This window comes from Streptomyces sp. NPDC057137, from assembly GCF_042670825.1.
Taxonomy (GTDB): domain Bacteria; phylum Actinomycetota; class Actinomycetes; order Streptomycetales; family Streptomycetaceae; genus Streptomyces.
Map to the genome: position 1 here is coordinate 63,860 of NZ_JBHUUW010000019.1, position 24,919 is coordinate 88,778.

Genomic DNA, 24,919 nt, shown 5'->3' on the forward strand with positions numbered 1-24,919 from the left:
ATTTGGACGGGTGGTGCGACGCGCCGTCCCCCGTTCGGACCCGAAGGACAGGAACGACATCAAGGCCTCCCGGAGCGAGCAGACCCGCACACTGATCCTCGAAACAGCGCTGCGCCTCTTCGAGGAGAACGGCTACGACCGAACGACCATGCGGGCCATCTCCAAGGAGGCGGGGGTCTCCGTCGGGAACGCGTACTACTACTTCTCCTCCAAAGAGCATCTCGTCCAGGGCTTCTACGACCGGATCGCCGCCGAGCACGAGGCGGCCGTCAGGACCGTGCTGGCGCACGAGCGGGATCTGACGGTCCGTCTCCGGGGCGTCCTGCTGACCTGGTTGGACACGGCGGAGCCGTACCACCGCTTCGCCGCCCAGTTCTTCAAGAACGCGGCCGACCCCGACAGCCCGCTCAGCCCCTTCTCGCCGGAGTCCGCCCCGGCGCGCGACGCGGCCGTCGCCATCCACGAGCGCGTGCTCACCGGCTCGTCGGCCCGGATGGACCCCGAACTGGCCGAGCAGCTACCGCACTTGCTGTGGCTGCTGCAGATGGGGCTCGTCCTGTACTGGGTGTACGACGGGACTCCGGGCACCGAGCGCAGCCGCCGGCTCGTCGTGCGGGCCACACCGGTCGTCGCCCGGGTGATCGCGCTCTCCCGCTACCGGCTGCTGCGTCCTGTCGTACGTCAACTCCACGAACTGCTGGTGGAGTTCATGCCGGGTGCGATGGGGACGCGGCCTCCGAGGGGCTGAGTGTCAGGTCGTGGACGAGCGGATCGCCGCCGACCGCGATGTGCCGGGTCCACGGCTCGTACGCGCCGGACGTCACGGCCAGCAGGTACGAGCCGCCGACCGGGGCGCTGAGGATGTACGCGCCGTCGGCGAGCGTCGCCACCCGGTCGAGCTGCTTGCCCGCGGGCGAGACCAGGGTCAGTACGGCGTCGGGGACGGGCACGCCGTCCTCCGTACGGACGAAGCCGTGGACGACGGTGGTGCCGGAAGGGCCTGTGCCGGAGGGCCCGGTGCCGGAGAGCCCTGTGCCGAAAGGCCCCTCCTCTACAGAAGGCTCGTCGGCCGTCGTCGGCAGCGCGGCCCCGGGCGCCTCCACCGCCAGGTGCGGGAGCCGGCTGTCCAGCCACCCCGGCAGCCACCAGTTGGCCCGTCCGAGCAGGTGCATCGCCGCCGGGACCAGCGCCGTACGCAGCACGAACGCGTCCAGTGCGACGGCGGCGGCCAGCCCGACACCCGCCACGGCCCCCTCGGTGTCGCCGCTCAGCACGAACGCCCCGAAGACGCAGATCATGATGAGCGCGGCGGAGTTGATGACGCGGCTGGTCTCGGCGAGCCCGACGCGTACCGCGCGGGCGTTGTCCTTCGTGTGGACCCACTCCTCGTGCATCCGGCTGACGAGGAAGACCTGGTAGTCCATCGAGAGCCCGAACAGCATCGACAGCATGATCACCGGGAGGAACGCGGTGATCGGACCCTCCTTGCCGAAGCCGAGCAGTTCGGCGCCCCAGCCCCACTGGAAGATCGCGACCAGCACGCCGAAGGACGCCGCCGCCGCGACCAGGTTCATCACGGCGGCCGTCAGCGGCACCACGACCGAACGGAAGGCGAGGAGCAGCAGCAGAAAGCCGAGGCCGATGATCGTGGCGATGAACAGGGGCATCCGGTCGGCGGTGACGGAGGAGAAGTCCTTGAAGACGGCGGTCACTCCGCCGACGTGGACCTCCATGCCGGAGTCGGGGATGACGTCGTCGCGCAGCCGGTCGATGAGCCGGTCGGTCGCCGCGTCCTGCGGCGAGGTGGTGGGGACGACCTGGATGACCGTGACGGGGACCGGTGACGCGGACGGCACGGGCATCGCGGCGGCCATCGCCACGCCGTCGTCGGCGGCGACGCGTTCGACCAGCGCGGCCACGGCCGCCTTGACGTCCGGGGAGCCGGGGGCGCCGAGTTCGCCCGTCTCCGCGACGAGTTGGAGCGGTCCGTTGAAGCCGGGGCCGAAGCCCTCGGCGAGCAGGTCGTACGCCTGCCGGGTCGTCCGGCTCTCGGGGTGGTTGCCCTGGTCGGTCGCGCCGAGCCGCAGCGACAGGACCGGGATCGCCAGCGCGGCCATGACGACGACCGCGACGGCGGCGATCGCCCTCGGGCGCCGCTGGACGGTGGCCGACCAGCGGGCCGCCGCGCCCTTCGCCTCGGCGGGCTCGGGCCCGTCCGCCGCCGGCCTGCGGCGCTGCCGGCGGCTCAGGACCCGCTCGCCGAGCAGTCCGAGGAGGGCGGGCAGCAGGGTGATCGCGGCCAGCACGCTCAGGACGACGGTCAGTGACGTCGCGACGACGACGCCTTCGAGGAAGCTCATCCGCGTCACCAGCATGCCGGCGAGCGCGATGCAGACGGTGCCGCCCGCGAAGAGCACGGCCCGGCCCGCCGTGTTGAGCGCGAGGGCGGCCGAGTCCTCGGGCGATCTGCCGCCGAGGAGGGCTCTGCGGTGCCGGGTGACGATGAACAGCGCGTAGTCGATGCCGACGCCGAGACCGATCAACGAGCCGAGCAGCGAGGCAACTTCGGGCACATCGACGACATGGCTGAGCAGCAGCGTCGACATGAGCCCCGTGCCGACGCCGAAGACCGCCACGGTGATCGGCAGCAGCATCGAGAAGAGCGAGCCGAAGGCGAGGAAGAGGACGACGCCCGCGGCGAGAATGCCGACCAACTCGGCCAGGCCGGTGGGCGGTGCGGAGATCCGGGTGATCGCCTGCCCGCCGAGTTCGACCTGGAGCCCGGCGCGCTCCGCGCCCCGCGCCGTGTCCACGACGTCCTGGACCAGCTCCTTCGGGACGGCGTCGGCCTGCTGGGCGAAGGTCACCTGCGCGTACGCGGTCCGCCCGTCCTCGCTGATCCGCGCCGCGCCGCCGGGCCCGGGACCGTACGGGCCGACGACGTCCCCGACGCCCGGCAGGGATCCGATCCGGTCGAGGGCCGGTTCGAGCCGGTCCCGTACGGCGCTGTCGCCGACGGCCCCCGAGTCGACGCGCCACACCACGTTGACCGTGTCGCCCGCGCTCTCCGGGAAGACCTCGGCCATCCGGTCGTACGCCCGGGACGAGTCGGTGCCCGGGATGCCGAACATGTTCGCGTAGTTGCCGCCCGCCGTACCGCCGGCCACTCCGAGACCTGCCAGGGCCCCCACCCACAGCACCAGGACCACCAGCTTGTGCCGGTAGCACCACCGTGCCCATGCCTCCACAGTTGTTCCTTCCGTTCACGATCGGCCACTTCGGTCGGTGCGGCCGGTTCGGCCGGTGCCGCCAGTTCGGCCGGTTCGGTCAGGACCCCAGAATCGGGTCGGGGCACCGGTGCGGGCGGGGTCGCGGCCGGGACTCTCAAGGAACTCCAAGGCGGCGCCCACCGGTCGGAGCGGGTCGCGCGCGGATACTGGAGCCATGACGATGACGGATGGAGCGGCGACCGTGCTGCTGGTCGAGGACGAGCCGAGCATCGCCGACGTCCTGACCATCGCCCTGCGCTACCACCGGTTCGAGGTGGTGGTGGCGGGCTCGGTACGGGAGGCGGCGGAGGCGGTACGGCGCACGCGCCCCGACGTCGCGCTGCTCGACGTGATGCTGCCGGACGGCGACGGCCGCGACATCGCCCACCAACTGAGGCTCTCCCACCCGCGGATGGCGGTGGTCTTCCTCACCGCGCGGGACGCGCCCGCGGAGATCGTCGGCGGGCTGTCGCTCGGCGACGACTACATCACCAAGCCGTTCAACGTGGACGAGGTGGTCGCCCGGGTCCGGGCGGTACTGCGCAGGACCCTGCCGGAGGACCGGATCGCCGTCCGGCCGCCGCTGCGGTACGGCGATCTGGAGCTGGACGAGGCGACGTACACGGTGCGCAGGGCGGGGCGCACGGTGGAGCTGACCCCGACCGAGTACGCGCTGCTGCGGTTCCTGGTGCGCAACGCCGGTGCGGTGGTGACCAAGGAGCAGTTGCTGCGGCATGTGTGGCGGTACGAGCACGCGGCGGAGTCCACGGTGGTGGAGACGTACATCAGCTATCTACGGCGCAAACTCGACGCGCACGGGCCGCCGTTGATCATGACGAGACGCGGGGTGGGCTACGGTCTCGCGAGTCCGGGCCCCGCGTGAGCCCGCGCATCGGCTTTCCCCAGACCTTCCGGCGGCCCAAACCCCGTACGCACTCGCTGCGTTCGAAGCTGACGCTGATCAACCTGGTGCTGCTCGCGCTGGGCATCACCATCGCGACCGCCGTCAGCCTCTTCGGACTGCGGCACTATCTGCTGGAGGCGATCGACAGCGAACTGACCATGTCCCGCGACGGGTTGCAGCGCACGGAACTCTCCATCAACCAGATCGAGTCGCTGAGTTCACTCGCCGCGATCGTGGAGAGGATCTCGCCCCGGCAGCCGGGCGCGGGCGCGCTGCCGGCCCCCGAGTCGGTCTTCGTCGCCGTCGACGAGCGGGGCAGGGCGATGGACTTCGCCGGTGTCGTCCCGACCGAGCGGCAGCGTGACCTCGCGCGGGCGATCTCCGACCCGACGGCGCTGAGCGGGGAGAAGGGCGTCCGCGAGGTGTCGGTGAACGGCGACCCGTACCGGGTGGTGGGAGCCCGCCTCGGCGACGGCACCACCGTGCTGATCTCCACCTCCACCAAGGCGGTGCAGGAGAGCGTGCTGCGCGCGCTGAAGTTCGACGCCGCCTTCGGCGGGCTGCTGCTCGTCCTGCTCGCGCTGATCACCGTGATGAGCGCGAACCGTACGCTGCGGCCGCTCGGGGACATGGTCGAGACGGCGACGGCCATCGCCGAGGGCGATCTGACCCGCCGGGTCCCCGGCCGGCACGACCCGGTCACGGAGATCGAACAGCTGCGGCTCGCCCTCAACGCCATGCTCCAGCAGGTCGAGTCGGCGTACGTGACGCGCGAGCGCAGCACGACGCAACTGCGGCGGTTCGTCGCCGACGCGTCGCACGAGCTGCGTACGCCGCTGTCCGCGATCCGCGGCTACCTCCAGCTGTACGAGAAGGGGATGCTGGGCGAACCGGCCGAACGCAGCCGGGCGCTGGCCCGCATGACCGGCGAGGCGGACCGCATGGCCCGGCTCGTCGACGAACTGCTCACCCTGGCCAGACTGGACCAACGGCCGGTGCTGCGGCTGCGCCCGGTCGACCTGAGCCGGCTGGTCCGCGACGCGGCCGACGACCTGCGGGCGCAGCAGCCGGACCGGCCGCTCGACGTGGCGGCGGCGGGCTCCCTGCTCGTGCAGGCGGACGAGTCCGGACTGCGCCAGGTCATCGGCAACCTGCTGACGAACATCCGCACCCACACACCGGCCGACGCGCCGGTCCGGGTGGAGCTGGAGCGCTCGGACGGAGGCGAGGTACGGCTGTGCGTCTCCGACGAGGGGCCGGGGATGAACGACGAGGACGCGGACCGGATATTCGACCGCTTCTTCCGGGCCGGTGGCGGCGGCGCGGGCAGCGGGCTCGGGATGGCGATCGTCCACGCGGTGGTGCGCTCGCACGGCGGCGCCGTGACGATACGAACGGCCCCGGGCGCGGGCCTGGCGGTGACGGTCACGCTGCCGAGCTGAGGCACTTGCCGGGCCCTGCTGGCCCGGCTGGCCCGGCTGGCCCGGCTGGCCCGGCTGGCACTTGAGGCCACGGCATGGGCCGAGTACGGCCGGACCATCCACAACACCGATCCGCCGGGAGCCCTGGGTCCTTTGCGGGGCCGGCAAGATCGCCCGGACAGGGCTGGGCGGCGCGCGCCCGCTCAGGCCTGGCGGGACGCCAACTGCACGACCGTGACGTCCGAGGGCGCCCCGACCCGTACCGGCGGGCCCCACGCCCCGGCCCCGCGCGTCACGTAGAGCGCCGTGTCGCCGTACTGCTCAAGACCGGCCAGAGTCGGGTTGGCGGCTTGCGCGATGTAGCTCACCGGCCACATCTGGCCGCCGTGCGTGTGGCCCGACAGTTGGAGGTCGATGCCGTGCTTCACCGCGTCGTGGATCACGACCGGCTGGTGCGCCATGAGTACGGACGCCCTCGCCGTGTCGCGGCCGCCGAGCGCCTTGGCGAAGTCGGGGCCTTCGCCCTCCTCCTCGCCCGCGATGTCGTTGACGCCCACCAGATCGAATCCGTCGATCTCCACGCGGGCGTTCTCCAGCGGGTGCAGGCCCAACTCCCGCACGTGGTCGACCCATTCGCCCGCGTCGCCGAAGTACTCGTGGTTTCCGGTGACGAAGTACGAGCCGTGCCGCGACTTCAGCCCGGCCAGCGGCTCGGCCGCCGGCCCCAGGTCGGCGACGGTCCCGTCGACCAGGTCGCCGACGACGGCGATGAGATCGGGGTTCGTGGAGTTGATGGTGTCCACGACGCGCTGCGCGTGGGCCTTGCCCAGCAGCGGGCCGAGGTGGATGTCGCTGACGACGGCGATCCGGTAGCCGTGCGCGGCGCGCGGCAGCTTCGCGAGGGGCACCGTGACGCGCTTGACGCTGGGGCCGCGGAGCACGTTCGCCGTGCCGTATCCGACGGTGGCGAGCGCGGCGGCGGCAGCGGCGCCACCGACGACGCGGGAGACGAAGAGGCGCCGGGAGTGATCGGGGACCGGGTCCGGCGCCAGCGGAGTGGCCGGGGCTGTCGGCGGGACATCGGCGGAGCCGCCCGATGCCGTCGGTGTCGTTGACGCTCCGACCGTCGCCGGCTCCTCGACAGGCGCCGACTCCGTCGCCGTACCACCCGCTGTCGCCGCCGCCCGGCGGTCGAGCACCCGGCGCAGCAGCGGCCGTACGGCTTCGCCCACCAGCAGCGCCAGCAGCAGATACAGCAGCGTCGCCAGCCACATGTACGCCGGCCAGCCGAGGATCTGCTTCAGCGCGAACGGGGTGTCCGCGCGGCCGACCGACACGCCCACGAGGGTCAGGACCGGCAGCACGATGATCACGACGGTGCCCGCCTTGCGGGCCGTACCCCCCGCCGCGGTCGTGTCGCGGACCAGGCGACGCCATATGTAGTAATGCGCGCCCGCCACCAGCGCGATGGCGGCGAGCGCCATCAGAACAACCACGACGATCACGAGCCGATCCCCTTTATCCCTGTCGCTGTCTCTGTACTACGTGCTCGTCACCGGGTTCGTTCCGCGTTTCGTCGCGGGAGTCGTCGCGCGAGTCCTCACGCGATTCCTCGGGCAACTCACCTCGCAAGGCGCGGACTCCACGGAACCCCACCAGCCCGACTCCCGTCCCCAGAAGAAAGGACGTAATGGCGAGCAGCAGATGAACCCAGAAGTAGCCCGTGGGGTCACCGGCGTCGTCGAAGGCGAGTCCGCTGCCGTCCTGCCACAGGTTCTTGACGAAAGTGATCCAGATGAACCAGCTCCACACCCCGAACGCGAGCAGGAACCAGGACACGGGGCGGCTGAGCTTCATGGATCCAGTATCGCCGGAGCCCTCCGACGTGGAGAACGCGGGTGGCGAAGCCGACGGCGGCGGAGCGCGCCGATGGCCGGAAAGTGGTCTGACCCAGCGGTGGCAGCGGCGGGTCCGCCCGCCGGTGTTCGGATCCCCCGTCAGGCCATGTACGTTTTCGACCGTGTCCGCATTGAAAAAGACCGCGTTGACGGTCCTCACCGCCGCGTTGCTGCCCGTTCTGACCGCCGCGCCCGTCCTGGCGGACGACGCGAGCGCGGACAAGGCCGAGGACAAGCAACCGAAGCCACCGGCGGCGATGTCGACGGTCGGCGGCTCCCTCCTCGGCAGACCCGGCACCCAGGTGAATCTCGCCCCCGGCGTGCCGGTCCTGCCGAAGAAGCTGACCGGCAGGTCCTGGATCGTCGCGGACGCCGAGAGCGGCGAGGTCCTGGCCTCGCACAACGCGCACTGGCAGCTGCCGCCCGCATCGACGCTGAAGATGCTCTTCGCCGACACGGTCCTGCCCGTCCTGCCGAAGACCCAGTCGCACAAGGTGACGACCAGCGATCTGGCCGGCGTCGGCGAGGGCAGCAGCCTCGTCGGGGTGAAGGAGGAGAGCACCTACACGGTCCACGACCTGTGGATGGGCGTCTTCCTGCGCTCCGGCAACGACGCCGTGCACGTGCTCTCCGAGATGAACGGCGGCGTCGCCAAGACCGTCGCCGACATGAACAAGCACGCGGCCGAGCTGAAGGCGCTCGACACGAATGTCGTCTCGCCGGACGGTTACGACGAGAAGGGCCAGGTCTCCAGCGCGTACGACCTCACCCTGATCGCCCGCTCCGGGCTGCAGAAGAAGGACTTCCGGGAGTACTCCTCGACCGTCAGGGTGCAGTTCCCCGGCGAGGAGAAGAAGGCGAAGAAGGGCAAGAAGGCCCCGAAGCGGGAGACCTTCGAGATCCAGAACACCAACCGGCTGCTGACCGGCGACTCCGGCCTGGAGCCGTACAAGGGCATCGCCGGCGTCAAGAACGGCAACACCACCAACGCGGGATCGACCTTCACCGGTGTCGCCGAGCGCGACGGCAAGGTCCTGCTGGTGACGGTAATGAATCCTTCCCAGGAGGAGAGCCTGGCGGTCTATCAGGAGACGGGCCGGCTGCTGGACTGGGGCTTCACCGCCGCCGGGAAGGTCAAGCCGGTCGGCGAACTGGTGAAGCCCGGCTCCAACGACGGTGACTCCGACAAGGAGGCCGTGGGGCAGAAGGACTCGGGCGGCGGCAAGGGCGAGGCCGGCGGCAGCAGCAGCGGTACGGACCAGGCGTCACTGGGTGACAAGGCCTCCGCGTCGTCCGGTTCGAGCGGCATGGGGATCGCGGTGGCCATCACGGGTGGTGCGCTGCTGCTGCTGGCGGTGGCCGTGTTCCTGGTGAACCGCCGGTGGCCGCTGCCGGACCTGGTCAAGCGCCTGCCGGGCCGTTAGTCACCGGGGGCAGCGGCCGGTCCTCGCGGGTCGCGCCACCGGCCGTCCCCGGCCGCTCACCCTCCCCCGCATCCCCCGCCTCGTCCGGGTCGTCCGGGTCGTCGTCCGGCAGGTCGTCCTTGCTCGGCGTCGCCGTCCAGGCGGCGCAGAACAGCATCAGCTTCGCTGTGAAGTTGATCCACAGCAGCAACGCGACGGGCACCCCGAACGCGCCGTACATGCTCTTGCCCGCGACCTCCCGCACATAGCCGCCGAGCAGCAGTTTGAGCACTTCGAAGCCGACCGCGCCGATGACCGCGGCGACGATCAGCCGGCGCCGTGGCGGCCGCACGCCGGGCAGCAGCGTCAGGACGTACAGCAGGATGAGGAAGCCCGCGACGGCCGCCACGGCGAGCGCCACGATCTGGAGCAACACCCCGCCCGCGCCGCCCTCGGGGATGCCGAGCCGGTCGGCGGTCCAGCCGACAGCCGTGGAGCCGAGGGTCGACGCGCCGATCGAGGCGAGACCGGTGGCGCCGAGGCCGACGAGGATGACCGCGTCCTTGCCCTTCAGCACGAAGGGGTTGCCCTCGTCCGTGTCGTCCAGCTCCCAGACGGCGCGCAGGCACTCCCGCATCGAGCCGACCCAGCCGATGCCGGTGAACAGCAGCAGCGCGCCCGCCACCAGCCCCACGGTGCCCGCGTTGGCGACCAGCGAGTGGAGATCCAGCTGGTCGGAGATGCCGGGGACCTGGTCGGTGAGCTTGCGCTGGAGACGGTCGAGCTGGTCCTGGCTGAGCAGCGCGGCCCCGATCGCCGCGCTCACGGTGATCAGCGGGAAGAGCGCGAGGAAGCTGATGAAGGTGATCGCCGCCGCGAGCCGCGTCCAGTGGGTCCGGTCGAGGGTCTCGTAGGACCGCCAGGCGTGCGTCAACATCAGCCGGGCCACGAGCGGGCCGACGACGGGAAGTTTTTTCAGCCAGTCCATGACGGAGACCTGCCCTCGGATCGGAGAACCAACGGTCAGGTACCCCGGAAGCCGATTCTCACGTCATCGTTCACCGACACTCACCGAACCACCCACCGAACCACCCATTCATACGAGTACGCCATCAAATACGGCTTACAACGCAAAGAATGACGTTTAGGGCGATACCGTCTCGACCATGTCTGCCGAGATCGCCGACCCTGTGATCGCCGACGCCGTGATCGCCGACCCTGTCACCGGCTGGGGCCGCACCGCCCCCACGGCCGCCGCCCGTCTCGTACGGCCGCGTTCTTATGAGGAGACGGCCCGCGCCGTACGCGACTGCGGTACGCGCGGTGGCATCCCGCGCGGTCTCGGCCGCGCGTACGGCGACGCCGCACAGAACGCGGGCGGCTCCCTCATCGACATGACCGCACTGGACCGCGTCGTCTCCGTCGACGCCGAGGCCGGGATCGTGGAGTGCGAGGCGGGGATCAGCCTGCACCGGCTGATGGAGGTGCTGCTGCCGCTGGGCTGGTTCCTGCCGGTGACGGCGGGGACCCGCCAGGTCACGGTCGGCGGGGCGATCGGCTCCGACATCCACGGCGGGAACCACCATGTGTCGGGCTCGTTCTCCCGCCATGTGCTCTCCCTGGACCTGCTCACCGCCGACGGGGAGATCCGTACGGTCGTCCCCGGCACGCCCCTGTTCGAGGCGACGGCCGGCGGCATGGGGCTGACGGGGGTGATCCTCGCGGCGACCTTTCGGCTGCACCCCGTCGAGACCTCGCTGATGTCCGTCGACACCGAACGCGCCACGGACCTCGACGATCTGATGGCCCGTCTCACCATGTCCGACCACCGCTACCGCTACTCGGTCGCCTGGGTCGATCTGCTGGCGCGCGGCTCCTCCTTGGGACGCGCGGTCCTCACCCGTGGCGAACACACGCCACTCGCGGCGCTGCCCGCGCGCGCCCGCAGCCAGCCGCTCGCCTTCCGCCCCGGACGGCTGCCCGGCGCGCCCTCCTACGTACCCGAGGGGCTGCTGGGGCGGACCACGGTGGGACTCTTCAACGAGCTGTGGTACCGCGGGGCGCCCCGGCGGCGGACCGGTGAACTCCAGCGCATCTCGGCCTTCTTCCACCCGCTGGACGGCGTGCCGCACTGGAACCGGCTGTACGGGCGCGGCGGCTTCGTCCGGTACCAGTTCGTCGTCGGAGACGACCAGGAGGACGCGCTGATCCGGATCGTGCGGCGCATCGTCCGGCGCGGCTGTCCCTCCCTCCTCGCCCTGCTCAAGCGTTTCGGCGTGGGCGATCCCGGCTGGCTGTCCTTCCCGATGGCCGGCTGGTCGCTCTCGCTGGACATCCCCACCGGCGGGACCGGTCTGGGCCCGTTCCTCGACGAGCTGGACGAGGACGTCGCCGCCGCCGGAGGCCGGGTCTGTCTCGCGAAGGACTCGCGGCTGCGGCCCGAACTGCTGGCCGCGATGTATCCGCGGCTGGACGAATTCCGGGCGCTGCGGGCCGAACTCGACCCGCGCGGAGTCTTCGTCTCCGATCTCTCCCGCCGTCTCTCGATCTGAGCCTCCGATCTCGATCTGAGCCTCCGACTCCCCCAACTCCCCCTCGCTGCAAGGAGCACCGCACCATGAAGGACGCCTTCGGCATCCCGCAGTCCCTGCTCGTCCTCGGTGGGACGTCCGAGATCGCGCTGGCCACGGCACGTCGGCTGATCGCGCGCCGTACGCGCACCGTCTGGCTGGCCGGCCGCGCGTCGCCCCAGCTCGACGCCGCCGCCGAGCAGCTGCGTACCCAGGGCGCGGACGTCCGCACCGTCGACTTCGACGCGCTCGACCCGGGCTCGCACGCGGAGGTGCTCGGCAAGGTCTTCGCGGAGGGCGACATCGACATGACGCTCCTCGCCTTCGGCGTCCTCGGCGACCAGGCGCACGACGAGGCCGATCCGCCCGCCGCCGTCAGGGTCGCGCAGACCAACTACACGGGCGCGGTCTCGGCCGGTCTGGTGTGCGCGGCGGCGATGCAGACGCAGGGGCACGGTTCGCTGGTGGTGCTGTCGTCGGTGGCCGGCGAGCGGGCGCGGCGCGCCAATTTCATCTACGGGTCGAGCAAGGCGGGCCTGGACGCGTTCGCGCAGGGGCTCGGGGACGCGATGTACGGCACCGGTGTGCATGTGATGGTCGTGCGGCCCGGCTTCGTACGTACGAAGATGACGGCCGGGCTGGAGGAGACGCCGCTGGCCACCACGCCGGAGGCGGTGGCGGCGGCCGTGGAACTGGGGCTGCGGCGCCGCTCGGAGACGGTGTGGGTGCCGGGGGCGCTGCGGGTGGCGATGTCGCTGCTGCGGCATCTGCCGAGGCCGCTGTTCCGGCGGCTGCCGGTCTGACTGCCCTGCCGGGAGGCCGTGGGTGCTACTTGCGCAGGGACGAGGTCGCGGGCAGGTCGACGGGGGTGCTCTGCGAGGGCACTCCCGTGATCTCCGTACCGCCGCCGAAGGCGTACTCGTGCAACATCCGCCACACGCCGTCGGGGCCCTGCTCGTAGAGGCCGAACGAAGCGCAGCTCCAGCGTGCCGTGTAGTCGGCCAGCTCCTCGTACGCCCGGTCCATCGCCTCCTCGGAGATGCCGTGCGCGACGGTCACATGGGGGTGGTACGGGAACTGCAGCTCGCGCACCAGCGGTCCGGACGCGTCCCTGACCCGCTTCTGGAGCCAGGTGCAGGCCGAGCCGCCCTCGACGACCTGGACGAAGACGACCGGTGACAGCGGGCGGAAGGTGCCCGTGCCGTAGAGCCGCATCGGGAAGGGGCGGCCGACGGTGGCGACCGAGGCGAGGTGGGCCTCGATGGTGGGCAGCGTCGCGGCGTCGACCTCCGTCGGCGGCAGGAGCGTGACGTGCGTGGGAATGCCGTGCGCGGCGGGATCACCGAAGCCCGCACGGCGCTCCTGGAGCAGGCTGCCGTACGGCTCCGGGACCGCGATCGAAACGCCGAGCGTTACGGTCCCCACGTCGTTCTCCTCAGTCCGTGTGTGTGCGGGTGGTGCGGGTGAAGCGGTGGTGCGTCCGTGCCGGTACGGCCGGGGTGTGGCCGATTCCGTCCCCGCGCCAGTGTGACGCTCGCACCGCCCGGCTGGCCAGGGTCCTTGGTCAGCAGTACGCGGGCGGCGCGCATGCGGTATGGGTCCGGGCGGCCGACCGGGGCGGGCGGGCCGTGACCGGCGGGCCCGCCCCGATGCCGTTCCGATGCCGCTCGGGTGCTGCTCAGTGCTTCGCGGGCAGGAAGCCGATCCGGTCGTACGCCTGGGCAAGCGTCTCCGCGGCGACCGCGCGGGCCTTCTCGGCGCCCTCGGCCAGGATCGAGTCCAGCGTCTCCGGATCGTCGAGATATTCCTGCGTACGGCTCCGGAAAGGTGTGACGAAGTCGACCATGGCCTCGGCCAGATCCACCTTCAGGGCGCCGTAACCCTTGCCCTCGTACCGCTGCTCAAGATCCACGATGCTCGTGCCCGTGAGCGTCGAGTAGATCGTGAGGAGATTGCTGATGCCCGGCTTGGCCTCGGCGTCGAAGCGGATCTCGGTGCCCGTGTCGGTGACGGCGCTCTTGATCTTCTTCGCCGTGACCTTGGGGTCGTCGAGCAGGTTGACCAGGCCCTTCGGCGCGGACGCCGACTTGCTCATCTTGATCGACGGGTCCTGGAGGTCGTAGATCTTCGCGACCTCCTTGACAATGTGCGGCTTCGGGACCGTGAACGTGCTTCCGAAGCGGGTGTTGAACCGCTCGGCGAGGTCACGTGTCAGCTCGACGTGCTGGCGCTGGTCCTCGCCGACCGGGACCGAGTCCGCCTGGTAGAGCAGGATGTCGGCGACCTGGAGGATCGGGTACGTGAAGAGTCCGACGGTGGCGCGGTCGGCGCCCTGTCTGGCCGACTTGTCCTTGAACTGCGTCATGCGGGAGGCCTCGCCGAAGCCCGTCAGACAGTTCATCACCCAGCCGAGCTGGGCGTGTTCGGGCACATGACTCTGGATGAACAGGGTGCAGCGCTGCGGATCGAGACCGGCGGCGAGGAGCTGCGCCGCCGCAAGCCTGGTGTTGGCTCGCAGGTCGGCGGGCTCCTGCGGAATGGTGATCGCGTGCAGATCCACGACCATGTAGAACGCGTCGTGGGTTTCTTGCAGCGCCACATACTGCCGGATCGCACCGAGGTAGTTCCCGAGATGGAACGAGCCTGCGGTGGGCTGGATACCGGAGAGCGCGCGAGGACGAGTGGCCATGAGGAACATTCTCTCAGGTGGCGCCGACAGGTCGGGACAGGCCGGGAACCGATCTGCGGTGAGCGGTGTATCAAAGGCGTGAGGACACGGGAGGGGACCCTGGAGGGGGGCCGCATCCTGACGGTTGCGGATGAGTCGGCTGTGATCGCGCGTGTGCGTTCCGGGGAGCGGGAGGCGTACGCGGAGCTGGTGCGCGCGTATACGGGGATCGCGCTCCGGGTGGCGGTGGCCTGCGGCGCGGGTGCGGATGCGGAGGACGTGGTGCAGTCCGCGTTCATCAAGGCGTATCTGTCCCTGGGGAGCTTCAAGGACGGTGCGCCGTTCCGGCCCTGGCTGATACGGATCGTCGCCAACGAGACAAGGAACACCGTCCGGTCGGCGGTCCGGCTGCGGGCCGTGACGGGGCGCGAGGCGGCGCTGCTGCGGGGTGAGCCTCGGATACCGGACTCGGCGGATCCCGCGGTGGCCGCGATGGAGGAGGAGCGGAGCGCCGAGCTGTGGGCGGCGCTCGACGAGCTGAGCGACGACCACCGCGATGTGGTGGCGTGCCGCTATCTGCTGGAGATGAACGAGGCGGAGACGGCGGAGACGCTGGGCTGGCCGCGGGGCACGGTGAAATCCCGGCTGAGTCGGGCGTTGAAGCTGATGGGCGGGCTGTTGGCGTCGGAGTCGGGATCGGGATCGGGATCGCGATTGGAGAAGGGAGGAGGTGAGGGGCATGGCTGACGGTGAGCGCGAAGACCTGCCGGAGGAATTGCGGGCGCTTGGGCGCGGAATACGGATCCCGGATGTCGACGGCGGGACGATGGCCGAGCGTGTGCTGGCCCAGCTCCTCGCCGACGCGGCGCCCGTCCCGTCGACGCCGGACCCGGTGCCCGCCCCGGCTCGCGCGGCGCGGCTCCGCCGTCTGCTGCGCCGCAGATGGCGCGTGCTGGCGGCCGGGCTCTCGGGGCTGCTGGTCGTGCTGGTCCTGACGCCGCCGGTGCGGGCGGCGGTGGCCGACTGGTTCGACTTCGGTGGGGTCGAGGTGCGGTACGACCCGAAGGCGACGCCCGGTCCGGACGCGCGGGTGCCGGGCTGCGCCGATCCGATGCCGATCGGGGAGGTGGAGCGGGGGGCGGGATTCAGACCGCGGATCCCGGCCGAGTTCGGAGCGCCCGACCAGGTGTCGCTGGAGATGGTGTCGGCGGGGCGTCCGGTGGTGAGTCTGTGCTGGACGGACTCCGGCGGGCGGACGATACGGCTGGACGAGTTCCCGGCCGGCCTGGATCCCGCGTTCTCGAAGCAGATACGGCAGATGCCGGAGTGGGTGCCTCTCCATGCCGGGGAGTTGGACGAGTCGACGGGCCTGTGGTTCGCCGATCCTCATCTGCTGCGGTTCCGGATGCTCGACGCCCAGGGTGCGGGCTGGACCCAGTCGGCGCGGACGGCGGGTCCCACGTTGCTGTGGGAGGACGGCGGACCGGGCGGGAGCGCCGAGGAACGGCTGACGCTGCGGCTGGAGGGCATGGCGTCGTTGGAGCGCGCGAAGGCGGTCGCGGAGTCGATGCCGTGACTCCGTGCCCCTGATTCGTGCCCTGATTCGTATCCCTGGTTCGTGCCCTGATTTCCGTGCCGGGGAATCGGGAACCGGTCCGGCTCGGGCGGTGTACAGGAAGTGACGCGAAGGCGGTCCGGACGGTCCGGGCCCGGCGTCGGCAGGGGGAATCATGCGACTGCTACGCACGAGCACGGTCCGACGGCTCGCGGCCCTGATCGCGGTGACGGCGCTGACCTGGGTGTCCGCCCCGAGCGCGGTGGCCGGTGGCCCGACCAGCGTGCTGGTCACCTCCCCGGAAAGCGCGGAGACGGCCTCGCTCTACTACAGCGACATGGAGTACGAGGCGCTGTCGAAGCAGCTCGACGGCCAGGATATGGGGTCGCTCCCGGAGGGCCAGGAGAAGCGTCCGTCGTCCCTGGACTCGGCGGTGGGGTCCCGGCTGATCAATGTGACATGGCTGGCCCACGATGTACGGCCGTGGCGGCTGGACCGGGTGTATCCGAGCGCGGACACCTCGACGGTATGGATACACACGTCGACGGACATGCCGGGGACGGAGAGCGGGATCTGGCACAAGGCGAAGCAACCGACCGCTCTGCGGGCCCTGTTGAAGAAGATCGGCGTCATGGGCGAGAAGCAGGGCCACGGGGTCGGTGCGGAGGTGCCGCCTCCGTGGGCGACGGACGACACGACAGCGGCGGCGGCGGCTGAACCTCCCGCGACGGACCCGACGCAGGGCCCCGCGGAGCGGACCGCGCCGTCCGAGGCTTCTGCTGGCGGCACGGACGGCTGGTGGTGGGCGATACCGGCGCTGGGGGCCGGCGTGGTGCTGGGGCTGGTGCTGCGTCCGCTGGCGGGGCGGCTGCCCCGGCCGCCGTTCGGACGGGGCGGGGACAGGCCGGATGGGGGTCCCCGCCGGCAGCTGCTGGACATGTGATCCAAGCTGGGCCCGCCTGCGGGGTTGTCTCCCGGGGCACGCCGAGGGCAAGGTTTCTTCGTCCACACTGGCGAGTGACGATAGAAACAGGGGCACCACCCCGCCCTGACCGGATGGTTTGTCTCGACCGATCGGAGAACCCGTGACGACAACGGACCGTGCCATCGCCTCCTCGGAGGCGCACAGCGCGCACAACTACCACCCGCTGCCCGTCGTCGTCGCCACGGCGGACGGCGCGTGGATGACCGACGTCGAGGGGCGCCGCTTCCTCGACATGCTCGCCGGCTACTCGGCGCTCAACTTCGGCCATGGCAACCGACGTCTCATCGACGCCGCCAAGGCCCAGTTGGATCGGGTGACGCTCACCTCGCGGGCGTTCCACCACGACCGGTTCGCCGACTTCTGCACCCAGCTCGCCGAGTTGTGCGGCATGGAGATGGTGCTGCCGATGAACACGGGCGCGGAGGCGGTGGAGACCGCCGTTAAGACAGCCCGCAAGTGGGGCTATCGGACAAAGGGGGTACCGGACGGCACAGCGAAGATCATCGTCGCGGCGGACAACTTCCACGGTCGTACGACCACGATCATCAGCTTCTCCACCGACGAGGAGGCCCGCGCGGACTACGGGCCGTACACGCCGGGCTTCGAGATCGTTCCGTACGGGGATCTGGCCGCGCTAGACGCCGCCATGACGGACAACACCGTCGCCGTCCTGCTGGAGCCGATCCAGGGCGAGGCGGGGGTGCTGGTGCCGCCGCCGGGCTATCTGGCGGGCGTGCGTGAGCTGACCCGGGCCCGGAATGTGCTCTTCATCGCCGACGAGATCCAGTCCGGCCTGGGCCGGACCGGAAAGACCTTCGCGTGTGAGCACGAGGGCGTGGTGCCCGACATGTATGTGCTGGGCAAGGCGCTCGGCGGCGGGGTGGTGCCGGTGTCGGCCGTGGTGTCGTCGGCCGAGATCCTCGGGGTGTTCCGGCCCGGGGAGCACGGCTCGACGTTCGGCGGGAATCCGCTGGCGTGTGCGGTGGCCCTTGAGGTGATCGCGATGCTGCGCACCGGTGAGTATCAGCAGCGGGCGGCGGAGCTGGGCGATCATCTCCACCACGAGCTGGGGCTGATGACGACCAGTGGCGCGGTCGAGGCGGTGCGCGGCCGGGGGCTCTGGGCGGGGGTGGACATCTCCCCGTCGTACGGCACGGGCCGGGAGATCTCCGAGAAGCTGATGGCTCGGGGTGTGCTGGTGAAGGACACCCATGGGTCGACGATCCGGATCGCTCCGCCGCTGGTGATCAGCAAGGAGGACCTGGACTGGGGCCTGGAGCAGTTGCGGGCGGTTCTGGCCCGGTAGGCGTCGGGGCCGGGGCGGTGGTCGGCGCAGCCGGCCACCGGTCCTACAGGATGACGTGCGGGAGGAAGCGGGCGTACTCGTCCGTGATCAGGCCCGACGATTCGCGGATGCCGAGGCCCGCCGCCTCGTTCTCGACGACCCAGGCGCCGAGTACGACGCGGTTGCCGTCGAAGTCGGGCAGTGCCGCCAACGCTTGGTAGCAGCAAGCCTCTTGGCGCACGACCGGGGCGTGGCCGGGCTCGTGGACGGTGACTCCGGCGCCCTCGCGGCCGAGCAGGGGCTTGGAGACGTAGCCGCCGGTGTGAGCGAGTTCGCGGGGCCCGTCGAGATAGGCGGGCAGCAGATTCGGGTGGTCCGGGTTGAGTTCCCAGAGGATGGCCAGCAGTGCCTTGTTGGAGAGCAGCATCTTCCAGGCGGGCTCTATCCAGCAGGTGCTGCCGGTGCCACCGCCGTTGTCGAGCGTGTCGAGCACCTGGGGGCCGAAGCGGTCCGTGGTCAGCCACTCCCAGGGATACAGCTTGAAGCAGCTGCGGATGAAGCGCAGCCGTTCGTCCACGAAACGGCCGGTCAGTTTGTCCCAGCCGATCTGTTCGACGGACAGGGCCTCGGTGTCGAGGCCCGCCTGCTGGGCCGTCTCCCGCAGATAGGCGACGGTCATCAGGTCCTCGCCCAGCTCGTCGCCGTCGGAGTGCGCGAAGTGCAGGGGACCGGGAGGGAGGAGGTGGGCCTGGCGGCGCCAGGCTTCGACGAGCCGCTCATGGAGGGAGTTCCACTGGTCGGCGCCGGGGAAGCGCTCCTCCATCCAGAACCACTGCGGGCTGGCGGCCTCGACCAGGGAGGTGGGGGTGTCGGCGTTGTACTCCAGCATCTTGGCCGGGCCGGTACCGTCGTAGCGGAGGTCGAACCGGCCGTAAATGGACGGCAGTTCGTCCCGCCGGTGCCAGGACTCGGCGATCAGAGCGGCCAGTCGGCCGTCGGTGATGCCGAGATCGGCGAAGCGGTCGCTCTTCACGATGTGCTCGGCGGCGGCGAGGCACATCGCGTGCAGTTCCTCCACGACGACTTCGAGGGCCTCGACCTCGGGAAGGGAGAAGACGTAGTAGGCGCTCTCGTCCCAGTACGGACGCAGGGAGTCGTCCGGATAGCGGGTGAGCGGATAGACGAGTCCCTGTTCCTCGACCGTCTGCTGCCAGCCGGGGCGGGGCTCGATGGTCCGACGCTCCATCATCGCGCGCTGACGCCCGCTCAGCCGCCGCCGGTGCCCGAGCAGCCGAAGCCGCCGCGGTCGACCGCCGACTTGTCGAAACTGCCGTCGTGGACGCGGCCGTTGCTGCTCTTGCCGCCGTAGTAGTACGAGCCGGAGCCGCTGCTGTCGCAGTCGGAGCTGGACAGTTCCTCATAGGTGTTCCGGTCGGCGCAGCGCCGGTCCGGTTCCGAACTGCAGGAGGTGACCGTCAGTGCGAGTATCCCCATGCCGCCGAGCACCACTGCGCTCGACCGGAACCTGCGTTGTTTTACGGCGGCCATGGCCCCGTCCTCCCCCGTCTGCGGTCGATCCGTCGACCCCGTCAATCCCGTGCTCGCCGCACACATTAGATGCCTGGCCGCCATGTCGGACAAGGCGGTCCGTCAACTCTCGCCAACTGCCTTCCTTTTGGGCTCTTTGACATGATCTGCGCGCCCGGTTCGGTCTCCGCGCCGGGGCCGGAGCCGGGAGGTTAATCGTTGTCGTCGCGATCACCCCTTCAGGCAGGATGCGGAGACTCGCCCCATACGAGGAGAACAGACCATGTCTGCTGTACCCGCCGTTCCCGCCGACCCGACCGTGATCCACCCGATGCCCGGTCAGCCACGGGTGGTGCTGCTGAAACCGCTGATCAAGTCGGAGTTGATCGACGTAGGCGACTTCTCGTACTACGACGACCCGGACGAGCCGACGGCGTTCGAGACACGGAACGTGCTCTACCACTACGGGCCGGAGAAGCTGGTCATCGGGAAGTACTGCGCGCTGGGTGAGGGGGTGCGGTTCATCATGAACGGCGCCAATCACCGGATGGACGGCCCGTCGACGTTCCCCTTCCCGATCATGGGCGGTTCGTGGAGCGAGCACTTCGATCTCATCAGCGGGCTGCCCGGCCGGGGTGACACGGTGGTGGGCAACGACGTCTGGTTCGGCTACCGCAGCATGGTCATGCCCGGTGTCCGGATCGGCCATGGAGCGGTGATCGCCTCGGGTGCGGTCGTCGTGGACGACGTACCGGACTACGGCATCGTCGGCGGCAATCCCGCCAAGCTCATCCGCCGCCGCTACGACGACGCGGACGTCGACCGGCTGCTGTCGATCGCCTGGTGGGACTGGCCGATCGAGCACATCACCACGCACCTGCGCACGATCATGTCGGGCAGCGTCGACGCGCTGGAGGCAGCCGCCCCACCGGCCACCACCGCCTAGAGCCGACCGGTCTCAGTGCAGGTCGGACCCGAGGGCGCGGAGGGCGCGCTCGATCTCGGACTTCGGGAACGGGGTCCGCTTGCTCTCCTCGAGGAGACGGCGGAAGAAGTCCCCCAGCACGTGCGCTGATCGCGCGTGCCGGTCGAGGAGTGCGGCGGCGTCGGCCCGTACGTACTCGGGACGCCGGCCGGCCGCCCAGTCGCGCAGGAAGCGGGCGTGCTCGGCATTGTCGCGCTCGTCGTCGAGCAAATGGTGACGGATGAGATGGGTCGTGGTGTAGCAGCGGTCGTACGAGAGGTGGTCGGTGAGGAAGTCCACTGCCGGTGGGGCGAGTTCGAAGCGCGAGCTGAGGGCGAGCCCGAAGTCGGCGAAGTAGATCAGCCGCCCGTCGGTCAGGACGTTGCGGAAGTGCGCGTCGAAGTGGACGAGGCCGCGCGCGCTCATGAAGTCGGCGCCCCGGGTCAGGGCGTCCTCGACCCAGGCGTACGGCGACACCTCCGACGCCGGCGGGGCGACGGCCCGCTGGTCGGCCAGCCAGGTACTGAGCGTCTGCGGCACGTACTCCAGGAACAGGACCAGGCCGGCCGTCGACGCGCCGATGGCCTCCAGCCGACGGCGTACGGCGGGCGAGCCGTCCCAGTGCGCGACGGCCTTGTCGAGACCGCCGAACTCGTCCAGGAAGCCGTCGGGGCTGGAGTCGGGCAGGACGCGCCAGTGGTACAGCAGCGGAAAGCCCGCGTAGGCGTCGCCGTCGCCGATGACCCAGTTGGTGGTCATGATGTGCGCGGCGAGTTCACGCCAGGCGCCGAACCCGGAGGAGCCGATGCCGTATTGGTAGAAGAGCGGCAGCTCGAAGAGGTTGGCGGTCGAGTGCATGTGCTCCGGCCGCAGTTCGAGGTCGGTCAGCGGGATGCGTTTGACGAAGACACGCGTCCCTTCGACGTCCAGCTCCGCCGACCGCCCGCCGACGCCGGACCCGAGCGGGGCGGCCCCGGCCACGACCTCGGCGAGCCGACGGTCGCTGAGCAGGGAGAGCGCGGTACCAACAGCCCCGTGGGCGGCCCGCCGGGCGCCACGCAGGTCACGCGCGTCTCGTACGTCACGTACGTCATGTGCGTCGCGTGCGGTCTGTGTCTGCGTGTCGTACGGCGCATCCGGGGTGTTCATCGTCGGTTCCTCGGCTCCTTGTCGGTTCCGCATCGGGCCGGGGTCATGGCAGCACCCGGCAGAGCGCGTCCAGCGCGCCCGCCCACGCGCTGTCCGTCGGGGCGCCGTAGCCGATGACCAGTGCGTCGCGGCCCGGGGCGACCGACGGGTGCCGGAAGCCGGAGAGGCCCTGGATCGCCAGGCCCTGCCAGGCCGCCGCCTCGATCATGGAGCGTTCGTCGGTGCCCGGCGGGAGTTCCACCACCGCGTGCAGCCCGGCGGAGATACCGGTCACCCGGCACTCCGGCGCGTGCTCGGCCAGCGCCTCCACGAGCTGGTCGCGCCGCCGGCGGTAGCGCAGCCGCATGGACCGTACGTGACGGTCGTAGGCACCGCAGGAGATGAACTCGGCGAGCGTGAGCTGGTCCATCGCGCTCGGCACGGCCGCGACCTCGCCCTTCGCCTCGATCACCTCCCCCACCAGCGCCCTGGGCAGCACCATCCACGCGAGCCGCAGCCCCGGGGCGAGGGACTTGCTCGCCGTGCCCAGGTACACCACCCGCTCCGGGTCCAGGCCCTGAAGCGCACCGACGGGCTGGCGGTCGTAGCGGAACTCCCCGTCGTAGTCGTCCTCCAGGATCAGCCCGCCCGCGCCCCGCGCCCAGTCCACCACCGCCGCACGCCGGTCGGGATGGAGCGCGGCACCGGTCGGGAACTGGTGGGCCGGAGTCATCAGCACCGCGTCGACGCCACGCAATCCGCCCGGTCCGGAGGACAACTCCTCGGTGCGCGTGCCGAGTTCGTCGAGGGCAAGCGCGGGGGTGCGCAGCCCGGCGGCCGTCAGGATGTCGCGGTGGAAGTCGAGCCCGTACGACTCGACCGCCACCGCCGCCCGCCCCTTCCCGGCAGCCCTCCCGGCAGCCCTCCCGGCGGCCTTCCCCGCAGCCCTCCCCCGGCGGGCCACGAGCACCTGGGCCATCAGCGACAGGCCGTGGACGAACCCTGAGCAGAGGACGACCCGCTCCGGGGCGGCGTACACCCCGCGCGTCCGGGCCAGATAGTCGGCGAGGACGGTACGCAGTTCGACGCGCCCCAACTGGTCGCCGTAGTCGAACGCGTCGTTCGGCGCGGCGGTCAGCGCCCGGCGGGAGGCGGCGAGCCATTCGGCGCGCGGAAAGGAGCCGAGGTCAGGCGTGCCGGCCCGCAGATTGTGCGTGGGCCGACGATGTACCGGCCGGGCCGGCGGTCCGCCAGGGGCGGTCTTCGTACGCGGCTCGGCCCGCCGGGCGACCCGCGTCCCCGAGCCCTGCCGCGCCGTGAGCCACCCTTCGGCGACGAGTTCGGCGTACGCGTCGGCCACGGTGTTGCGCGCCAGGCCCAGATCGGCGGCGAGCGTACGGGACGAGGGCAGGCGGGTGCCGGGCGTCAGCCTCCCCGTACGGACGGCTTCGCGCAGGGCGTCCATCAGCCCCGTACGGAGCCCGGGACCGCGCAGTTCGAGATGGAGATCGGCGCCGACCGTGACGGCGGTGACCCGCCGCTCGCCGCCCGCCGCATTGGCCCACGCATCCGTCATGGAAATGGACCATACAGCTGTGCCACCGGGCGCGTAGCGTCATACGCATGACCACGAACGAGAGCGACCGGAACAGCGCCGACCACACCCACCAGCACGACCGCGTCCCCGAACACGAGCCGCGCCTGCCCTGGGCGAAGCTCGCGCCCGACGTCTCCAAGGCGATGTTCGGCCTTGAGAAGGCAGTCCGGCACGGCATCGACCCGGTGGTGTACGAACTGGTGAAGATCCGCGCCTCGCAGCTCAACCACTGCGCCTTCTGCCTGGACATGCACACGAAGGACGCGCTGGCCGCCGGGGAGTCGGTGGAGCGGATCGTCCAGCTCAGCGCCTGGCAGGAGTCGCGCCACTTCTACTCGGCGAAGGAGCTGGCGGCGATCGAGCTGACCGAGGCGGTCACCGTGCTGACGGACGGCTTCGTGCCGGACGCGGTGTACGAGCGGGCGGCGGCGCACTTCGAGGAGACCGAACTCGCCTATCTGATCGCGGCGATCACCGTCATCAACTCGTGGAACCGCTTCGCGGTGACGACCCGGATGGTCCCCGGCCACTACACCCCGGGGACGCGCAAGTGACGACGCCCGACCTGGTGACGGCGTTCCGGGCGCTGCACCACGACCGGGCCGCCGAGGACCCGCTCGTCCTGCCGGGGCCGTGGGACGCGGGCAGCGCGCGCGTCTTCGCGGAGGCCGGTTTCCCGGCGCTCGCCACGCCGAGCGCGGGGGTCGCGGCGTCGCTCGGTTACGAGGACGGCGCCACCCCGCCGGACGAGATGTTCGCGGCGGTGGCCCGTATCGTCCGGGCCGTCTCCGGCTCGGGTTCGGGCTCCGGCTCGGGCTCGGGCTCGGGCTCTGACTCCAGCTCCTCCAGCTACACGCCCGTGCCCGTCAGCGCCGACATCGAGGGCGGTTACGGACTGGCCCCGGCCGAGCTGGTCGCGCGCCTCCTCGACACGGGCGCCGTGGGCTGCAACCTGGAGGACTCCGCCGACGGCGGCCTCAAGGACCCGCACCGGCACGCGGACTGGCTGGCGGAGGTCCGGGCGGCGGCCGGGGACCGCCTGTTCATCAACGCCCGCGTCGACACCTTCATCCGTGGCGTGAGCGACCCGGCGGAGGCGATCTCCCGTGCCCGGCTGTATGTGGCCGCCGGCGCGGACTGCGTGTACCCGATCGCCGCCCCGCCGGAGGCGATCCCGGCACTCCGGGCGGGCATCGAGGGCCCCATCAACGTCGGGGCGGCACCGGCCGGTGCGGCGGAACTGTCGGAGCTGGGCAAGCTCGGCGCCACGCGCATCACCTTCGGTCCGGGGCTCCAGCGGCAGGCGATGGCGGCGGTACGGGAGGGCGCGGGGCGGCTGCGTTCCTGAGCCCGAGCCGCGCGACATCAGGCGGCAGGCGGCAGGCAACAAGCACCGTACGAACCGATCCCCGGCAGGCGACCGTCTACCGGGGATCCGCCATGCCTGGCACCCCGCCATATCTGCCCATCCCGGACAGTGACCTTGAGAGAGCGCTCTCCCACCCACGCGGGCATCAACTCCCCTGGATATGGCGCTACTTGACGGCCCCTGCCACAGCTATTGACACCTCTGCGGCCCACTCCTACGTTCACGGTCAGAGAGCGCTCTCTGACGTGATCAAGGATCAAGGAACCCCCAATTCCTCAGATTGGAGTGCCGTGCTCCACAGACCCTCCCGCACCCCACGCACCCCCCGCACCGCCAGCACCCCCCGCCCCGCCCCATCCCTCCGAAAGGGACTGGC

At 70.9% G+C, this 24,919-nt stretch carries 22 protein-coding genes and 1 pseudogene; 13 read left to right on the forward strand and 10 right to left on the reverse strand.

Annotation, left to right across the window (positions count from 1 at the left end):
* Positions 1-10: 10 nt before the first annotated feature.
* Complete coding sequence (locus tag ACFT9I_RS17910; protein ID WP_382565232.1) at positions 11-748, forward strand: TetR family transcriptional regulator; 738 nt, start codon at positions 11-13, stop codon at positions 746-748.
* Here the strand turns inward: ACFT9I_RS17910 and ACFT9I_RS17915 are convergent.
* On the reverse strand, positions 708-3,248 hold the full coding sequence (locus tag ACFT9I_RS17915; protein WP_382565234.1) for an MMPL family transporter: 2,541 nt from the start codon (positions 3,246-3,248) through the stop codon (positions 708-710). The two genes, ACFT9I_RS17910 and ACFT9I_RS17915, sit on opposite strands and share 41 nt — an antisense overlap.
* 202 nt (positions 3,249-3,450) lie before the next feature.
* Between ACFT9I_RS17915 and ACFT9I_RS17920 the strand changes: the two genes are divergently transcribed.
* Complete coding sequence (locus tag ACFT9I_RS17920; RefSeq protein ID WP_382565326.1) at positions 3,451-4,152, forward strand: response regulator transcription factor; 702 nt, start codon at positions 3,451-3,453, stop codon at positions 4,150-4,152.
* Entirely contained in the window at positions 4,149-5,615 is a 1,467-nt protein-coding gene (locus ACFT9I_RS17925) for an ATP-binding protein (RefSeq protein ID WP_382565235.1), read from the forward strand. The genes ACFT9I_RS17920 and ACFT9I_RS17925 overlap by 4 nt, the downstream gene beginning before the upstream one ends.
* Before the next feature lie 182 nt (positions 5,616-5,797).
* On the opposite strand, the gene ACFT9I_RS17930 is transcribed toward ACFT9I_RS17925, so the two are convergent.
* Positions 5,798-7,078 carry a metallophosphoesterase gene (locus ACFT9I_RS17930; RefSeq protein WP_382565328.1) on the reverse strand — a complete coding sequence of 427 codons (1,281 nt, stop codon included), beginning with the start codon at positions 7,076-7,078 and terminating at the stop codon, positions 5,798-5,800.
* Positions 7,079-7,214: 136 nt separating this feature from the next.
* A pseudogene (locus ACFT9I_RS17935) lies at positions 7,215-7,451 on the reverse strand (SCO4848 family membrane protein); the annotation flags it as partial.
* Between the two features lie 163 nt (positions 7,452-7,614).
* Here ACFT9I_RS17935 and ACFT9I_RS17940 point away from each other — a divergent pair.
* Entirely contained in the window at positions 7,615-8,916 is a 1,302-nt protein-coding gene (locus ACFT9I_RS17940; protein WP_382565237.1) for a D-alanyl-D-alanine carboxypeptidase family protein, read from the forward strand.
* Here the strand turns inward: ACFT9I_RS17940 and ACFT9I_RS17945 are convergent.
* On the reverse strand, positions 8,894-9,883 hold the full coding sequence (locus ACFT9I_RS17945; RefSeq protein WP_382565239.1) for a YihY/virulence factor BrkB family protein: 990 nt from the start codon (positions 9,881-9,883) through the stop codon (positions 8,894-8,896). The two genes, ACFT9I_RS17940 and ACFT9I_RS17945, sit on opposite strands and share 23 nt — an antisense overlap.
* Before the next feature lie 178 nt (positions 9,884-10,061).
* Here ACFT9I_RS17945 and ACFT9I_RS17950 point away from each other — a divergent pair, with 178 nt between their 5' ends.
* Entirely contained in the window at positions 10,062-11,447 is a 1,386-nt protein-coding gene (locus tag ACFT9I_RS17950) for an FAD-binding protein (protein WP_382565241.1), read from the forward strand.
* 65 nt (positions 11,448-11,512) lie between these two features.
* Complete coding sequence (locus ACFT9I_RS17955; RefSeq protein WP_382565242.1) at positions 11,513-12,268, forward strand: decaprenylphospho-beta-D-erythro-pentofuranosid-2-ulose 2-reductase; 756 nt, start codon at positions 11,513-11,515, stop codon at positions 12,266-12,268.
* Between the two features lie 25 nt (positions 12,269-12,293).
* On the opposite strand, the gene ACFT9I_RS17960 is transcribed toward ACFT9I_RS17955, so the two are convergent.
* Together ACFT9I_RS17960 and trpS are read right to left on the reverse strand one after the other, a co-directional pair.
* On the reverse strand, positions 12,294-12,890 hold the full coding sequence (locus ACFT9I_RS17960; RefSeq protein WP_382565244.1) for a 2'-5' RNA ligase family protein: 597 nt from the start codon (positions 12,888-12,890) through the stop codon (positions 12,294-12,296).
* Between the two features lie 253 nt (positions 12,891-13,143).
* Positions 13,144-14,154, reverse strand: coding sequence for a tryptophan--tRNA ligase (gene trpS / locus ACFT9I_RS17965; protein ID WP_382565245.1), 1,011 nt, complete (start codon positions 14,152-14,154; stop codon positions 13,144-13,146).
* Positions 14,155-14,232: 78 nt separating this feature from the next.
* Between trpS and ACFT9I_RS17970 the strand changes: the two genes are divergently transcribed.
* The 4 genes from ACFT9I_RS17970 (at position 14,233) to rocD (ending at position 17,979) form a co-directional block, all read left to right on the forward strand.
* Positions 14,233-14,880 carry an RNA polymerase sigma factor gene (locus ACFT9I_RS17970; RefSeq protein WP_382565247.1) on the forward strand — a complete coding sequence of 216 codons (648 nt, stop codon included), beginning with the start codon at positions 14,233-14,235 and terminating at the stop codon, positions 14,878-14,880.
* Positions 14,873-15,709, forward strand: coding sequence for a hypothetical protein (locus ACFT9I_RS17975; protein WP_382565248.1), 837 nt, complete (start codon positions 14,873-14,875; stop codon positions 15,707-15,709). The genes ACFT9I_RS17970 and ACFT9I_RS17975 overlap by 8 nt, the downstream gene beginning before the upstream one ends.
* A gap of 154 nt (positions 15,710-15,863) precedes the next feature.
* Positions 15,864-16,631, forward strand: coding sequence for a hypothetical protein (locus ACFT9I_RS17980; RefSeq protein ID WP_382565250.1), 768 nt, complete (start codon positions 15,864-15,866; stop codon positions 16,629-16,631).
* A gap of 142 nt (positions 16,632-16,773) precedes the next feature.
* The gene (gene rocD, locus ACFT9I_RS17985; protein ID WP_382565252.1) at positions 16,774-17,979 is read left to right on the forward strand and encodes an ornithine--oxo-acid transaminase; all 1,206 of its coding nucleotides are present in this window, start codon (positions 16,774-16,776) and stop codon (positions 17,977-17,979) included.
* A gap of 43 nt (positions 17,980-18,022) precedes the next feature.
* Here rocD and ACFT9I_RS17990 read toward each other — a convergent pair whose 3' ends face one another.
* Together ACFT9I_RS17990 and ACFT9I_RS17995 are read right to left on the reverse strand one after the other, a co-directional pair.
* Positions 18,023-19,204 carry a glutathionylspermidine synthase family protein gene (locus ACFT9I_RS17990; protein WP_382565330.1) on the reverse strand — a complete coding sequence of 394 codons (1,182 nt, stop codon included), beginning with the start codon at positions 19,202-19,204 and terminating at the stop codon, positions 18,023-18,025.
* Between the two features lie 20 nt (positions 19,205-19,224).
* A complete protein-coding gene (locus ACFT9I_RS17995) occupies positions 19,225-19,506 on the reverse strand; it encodes a hypothetical protein (protein WP_382565253.1) in 282 nt (93 codons plus the stop codon).
* Between the two features lie 262 nt (positions 19,507-19,768).
* Here ACFT9I_RS17995 and ACFT9I_RS18000 point away from each other — a divergent pair, with 262 nt between their 5' ends.
* Complete coding sequence (locus ACFT9I_RS18000) at positions 19,769-20,431, forward strand: CatB-related O-acetyltransferase (RefSeq protein WP_382565255.1); 663 nt, start codon at positions 19,769-19,771, stop codon at positions 20,429-20,431.
* Between the two features lie 12 nt (positions 20,432-20,443).
* On the opposite strand, the gene ACFT9I_RS18005 is transcribed toward ACFT9I_RS18000, so the two are convergent.
* Together ACFT9I_RS18005 and ACFT9I_RS18010 are read right to left on the reverse strand one after the other, a co-directional pair.
* Positions 20,444-21,598 (reverse strand): protein kinase family protein, encoded by a 1,155-nt coding sequence (locus ACFT9I_RS18005; RefSeq protein WP_382565257.1) that lies wholly within the window; start codon positions 21,596-21,598, stop codon positions 20,444-20,446.
* A 43-nt stretch (positions 21,599-21,641) separates the two neighbouring features.
* Positions 21,642-23,153 (reverse strand): PLP-dependent aminotransferase family protein, encoded by a 1,512-nt coding sequence (locus ACFT9I_RS18010; RefSeq protein WP_382565259.1) that lies wholly within the window; start codon positions 23,151-23,153, stop codon positions 21,642-21,644.
* 47 nt (positions 23,154-23,200) lie between these two features.
* Here ACFT9I_RS18010 and ACFT9I_RS18015 point away from each other — a divergent pair, with 47 nt between their 5' ends.
* Positions 23,201-23,728, forward strand: a complete 528-nt coding sequence (locus ACFT9I_RS18015; protein ID WP_382565261.1) for a carboxymuconolactone decarboxylase family protein — start codon at positions 23,201-23,203, stop codon at positions 23,726-23,728.
* Entirely contained in the window at positions 23,725-24,522 is a 798-nt protein-coding gene (locus ACFT9I_RS18020) for an isocitrate lyase/phosphoenolpyruvate mutase family protein (protein WP_382565263.1), read from the forward strand. Before ACFT9I_RS18015 ends, ACFT9I_RS18020 begins: the two co-directional genes overlap by 4 nt.
* Positions 24,523-24,919 lie beyond the last annotated feature (397 nt).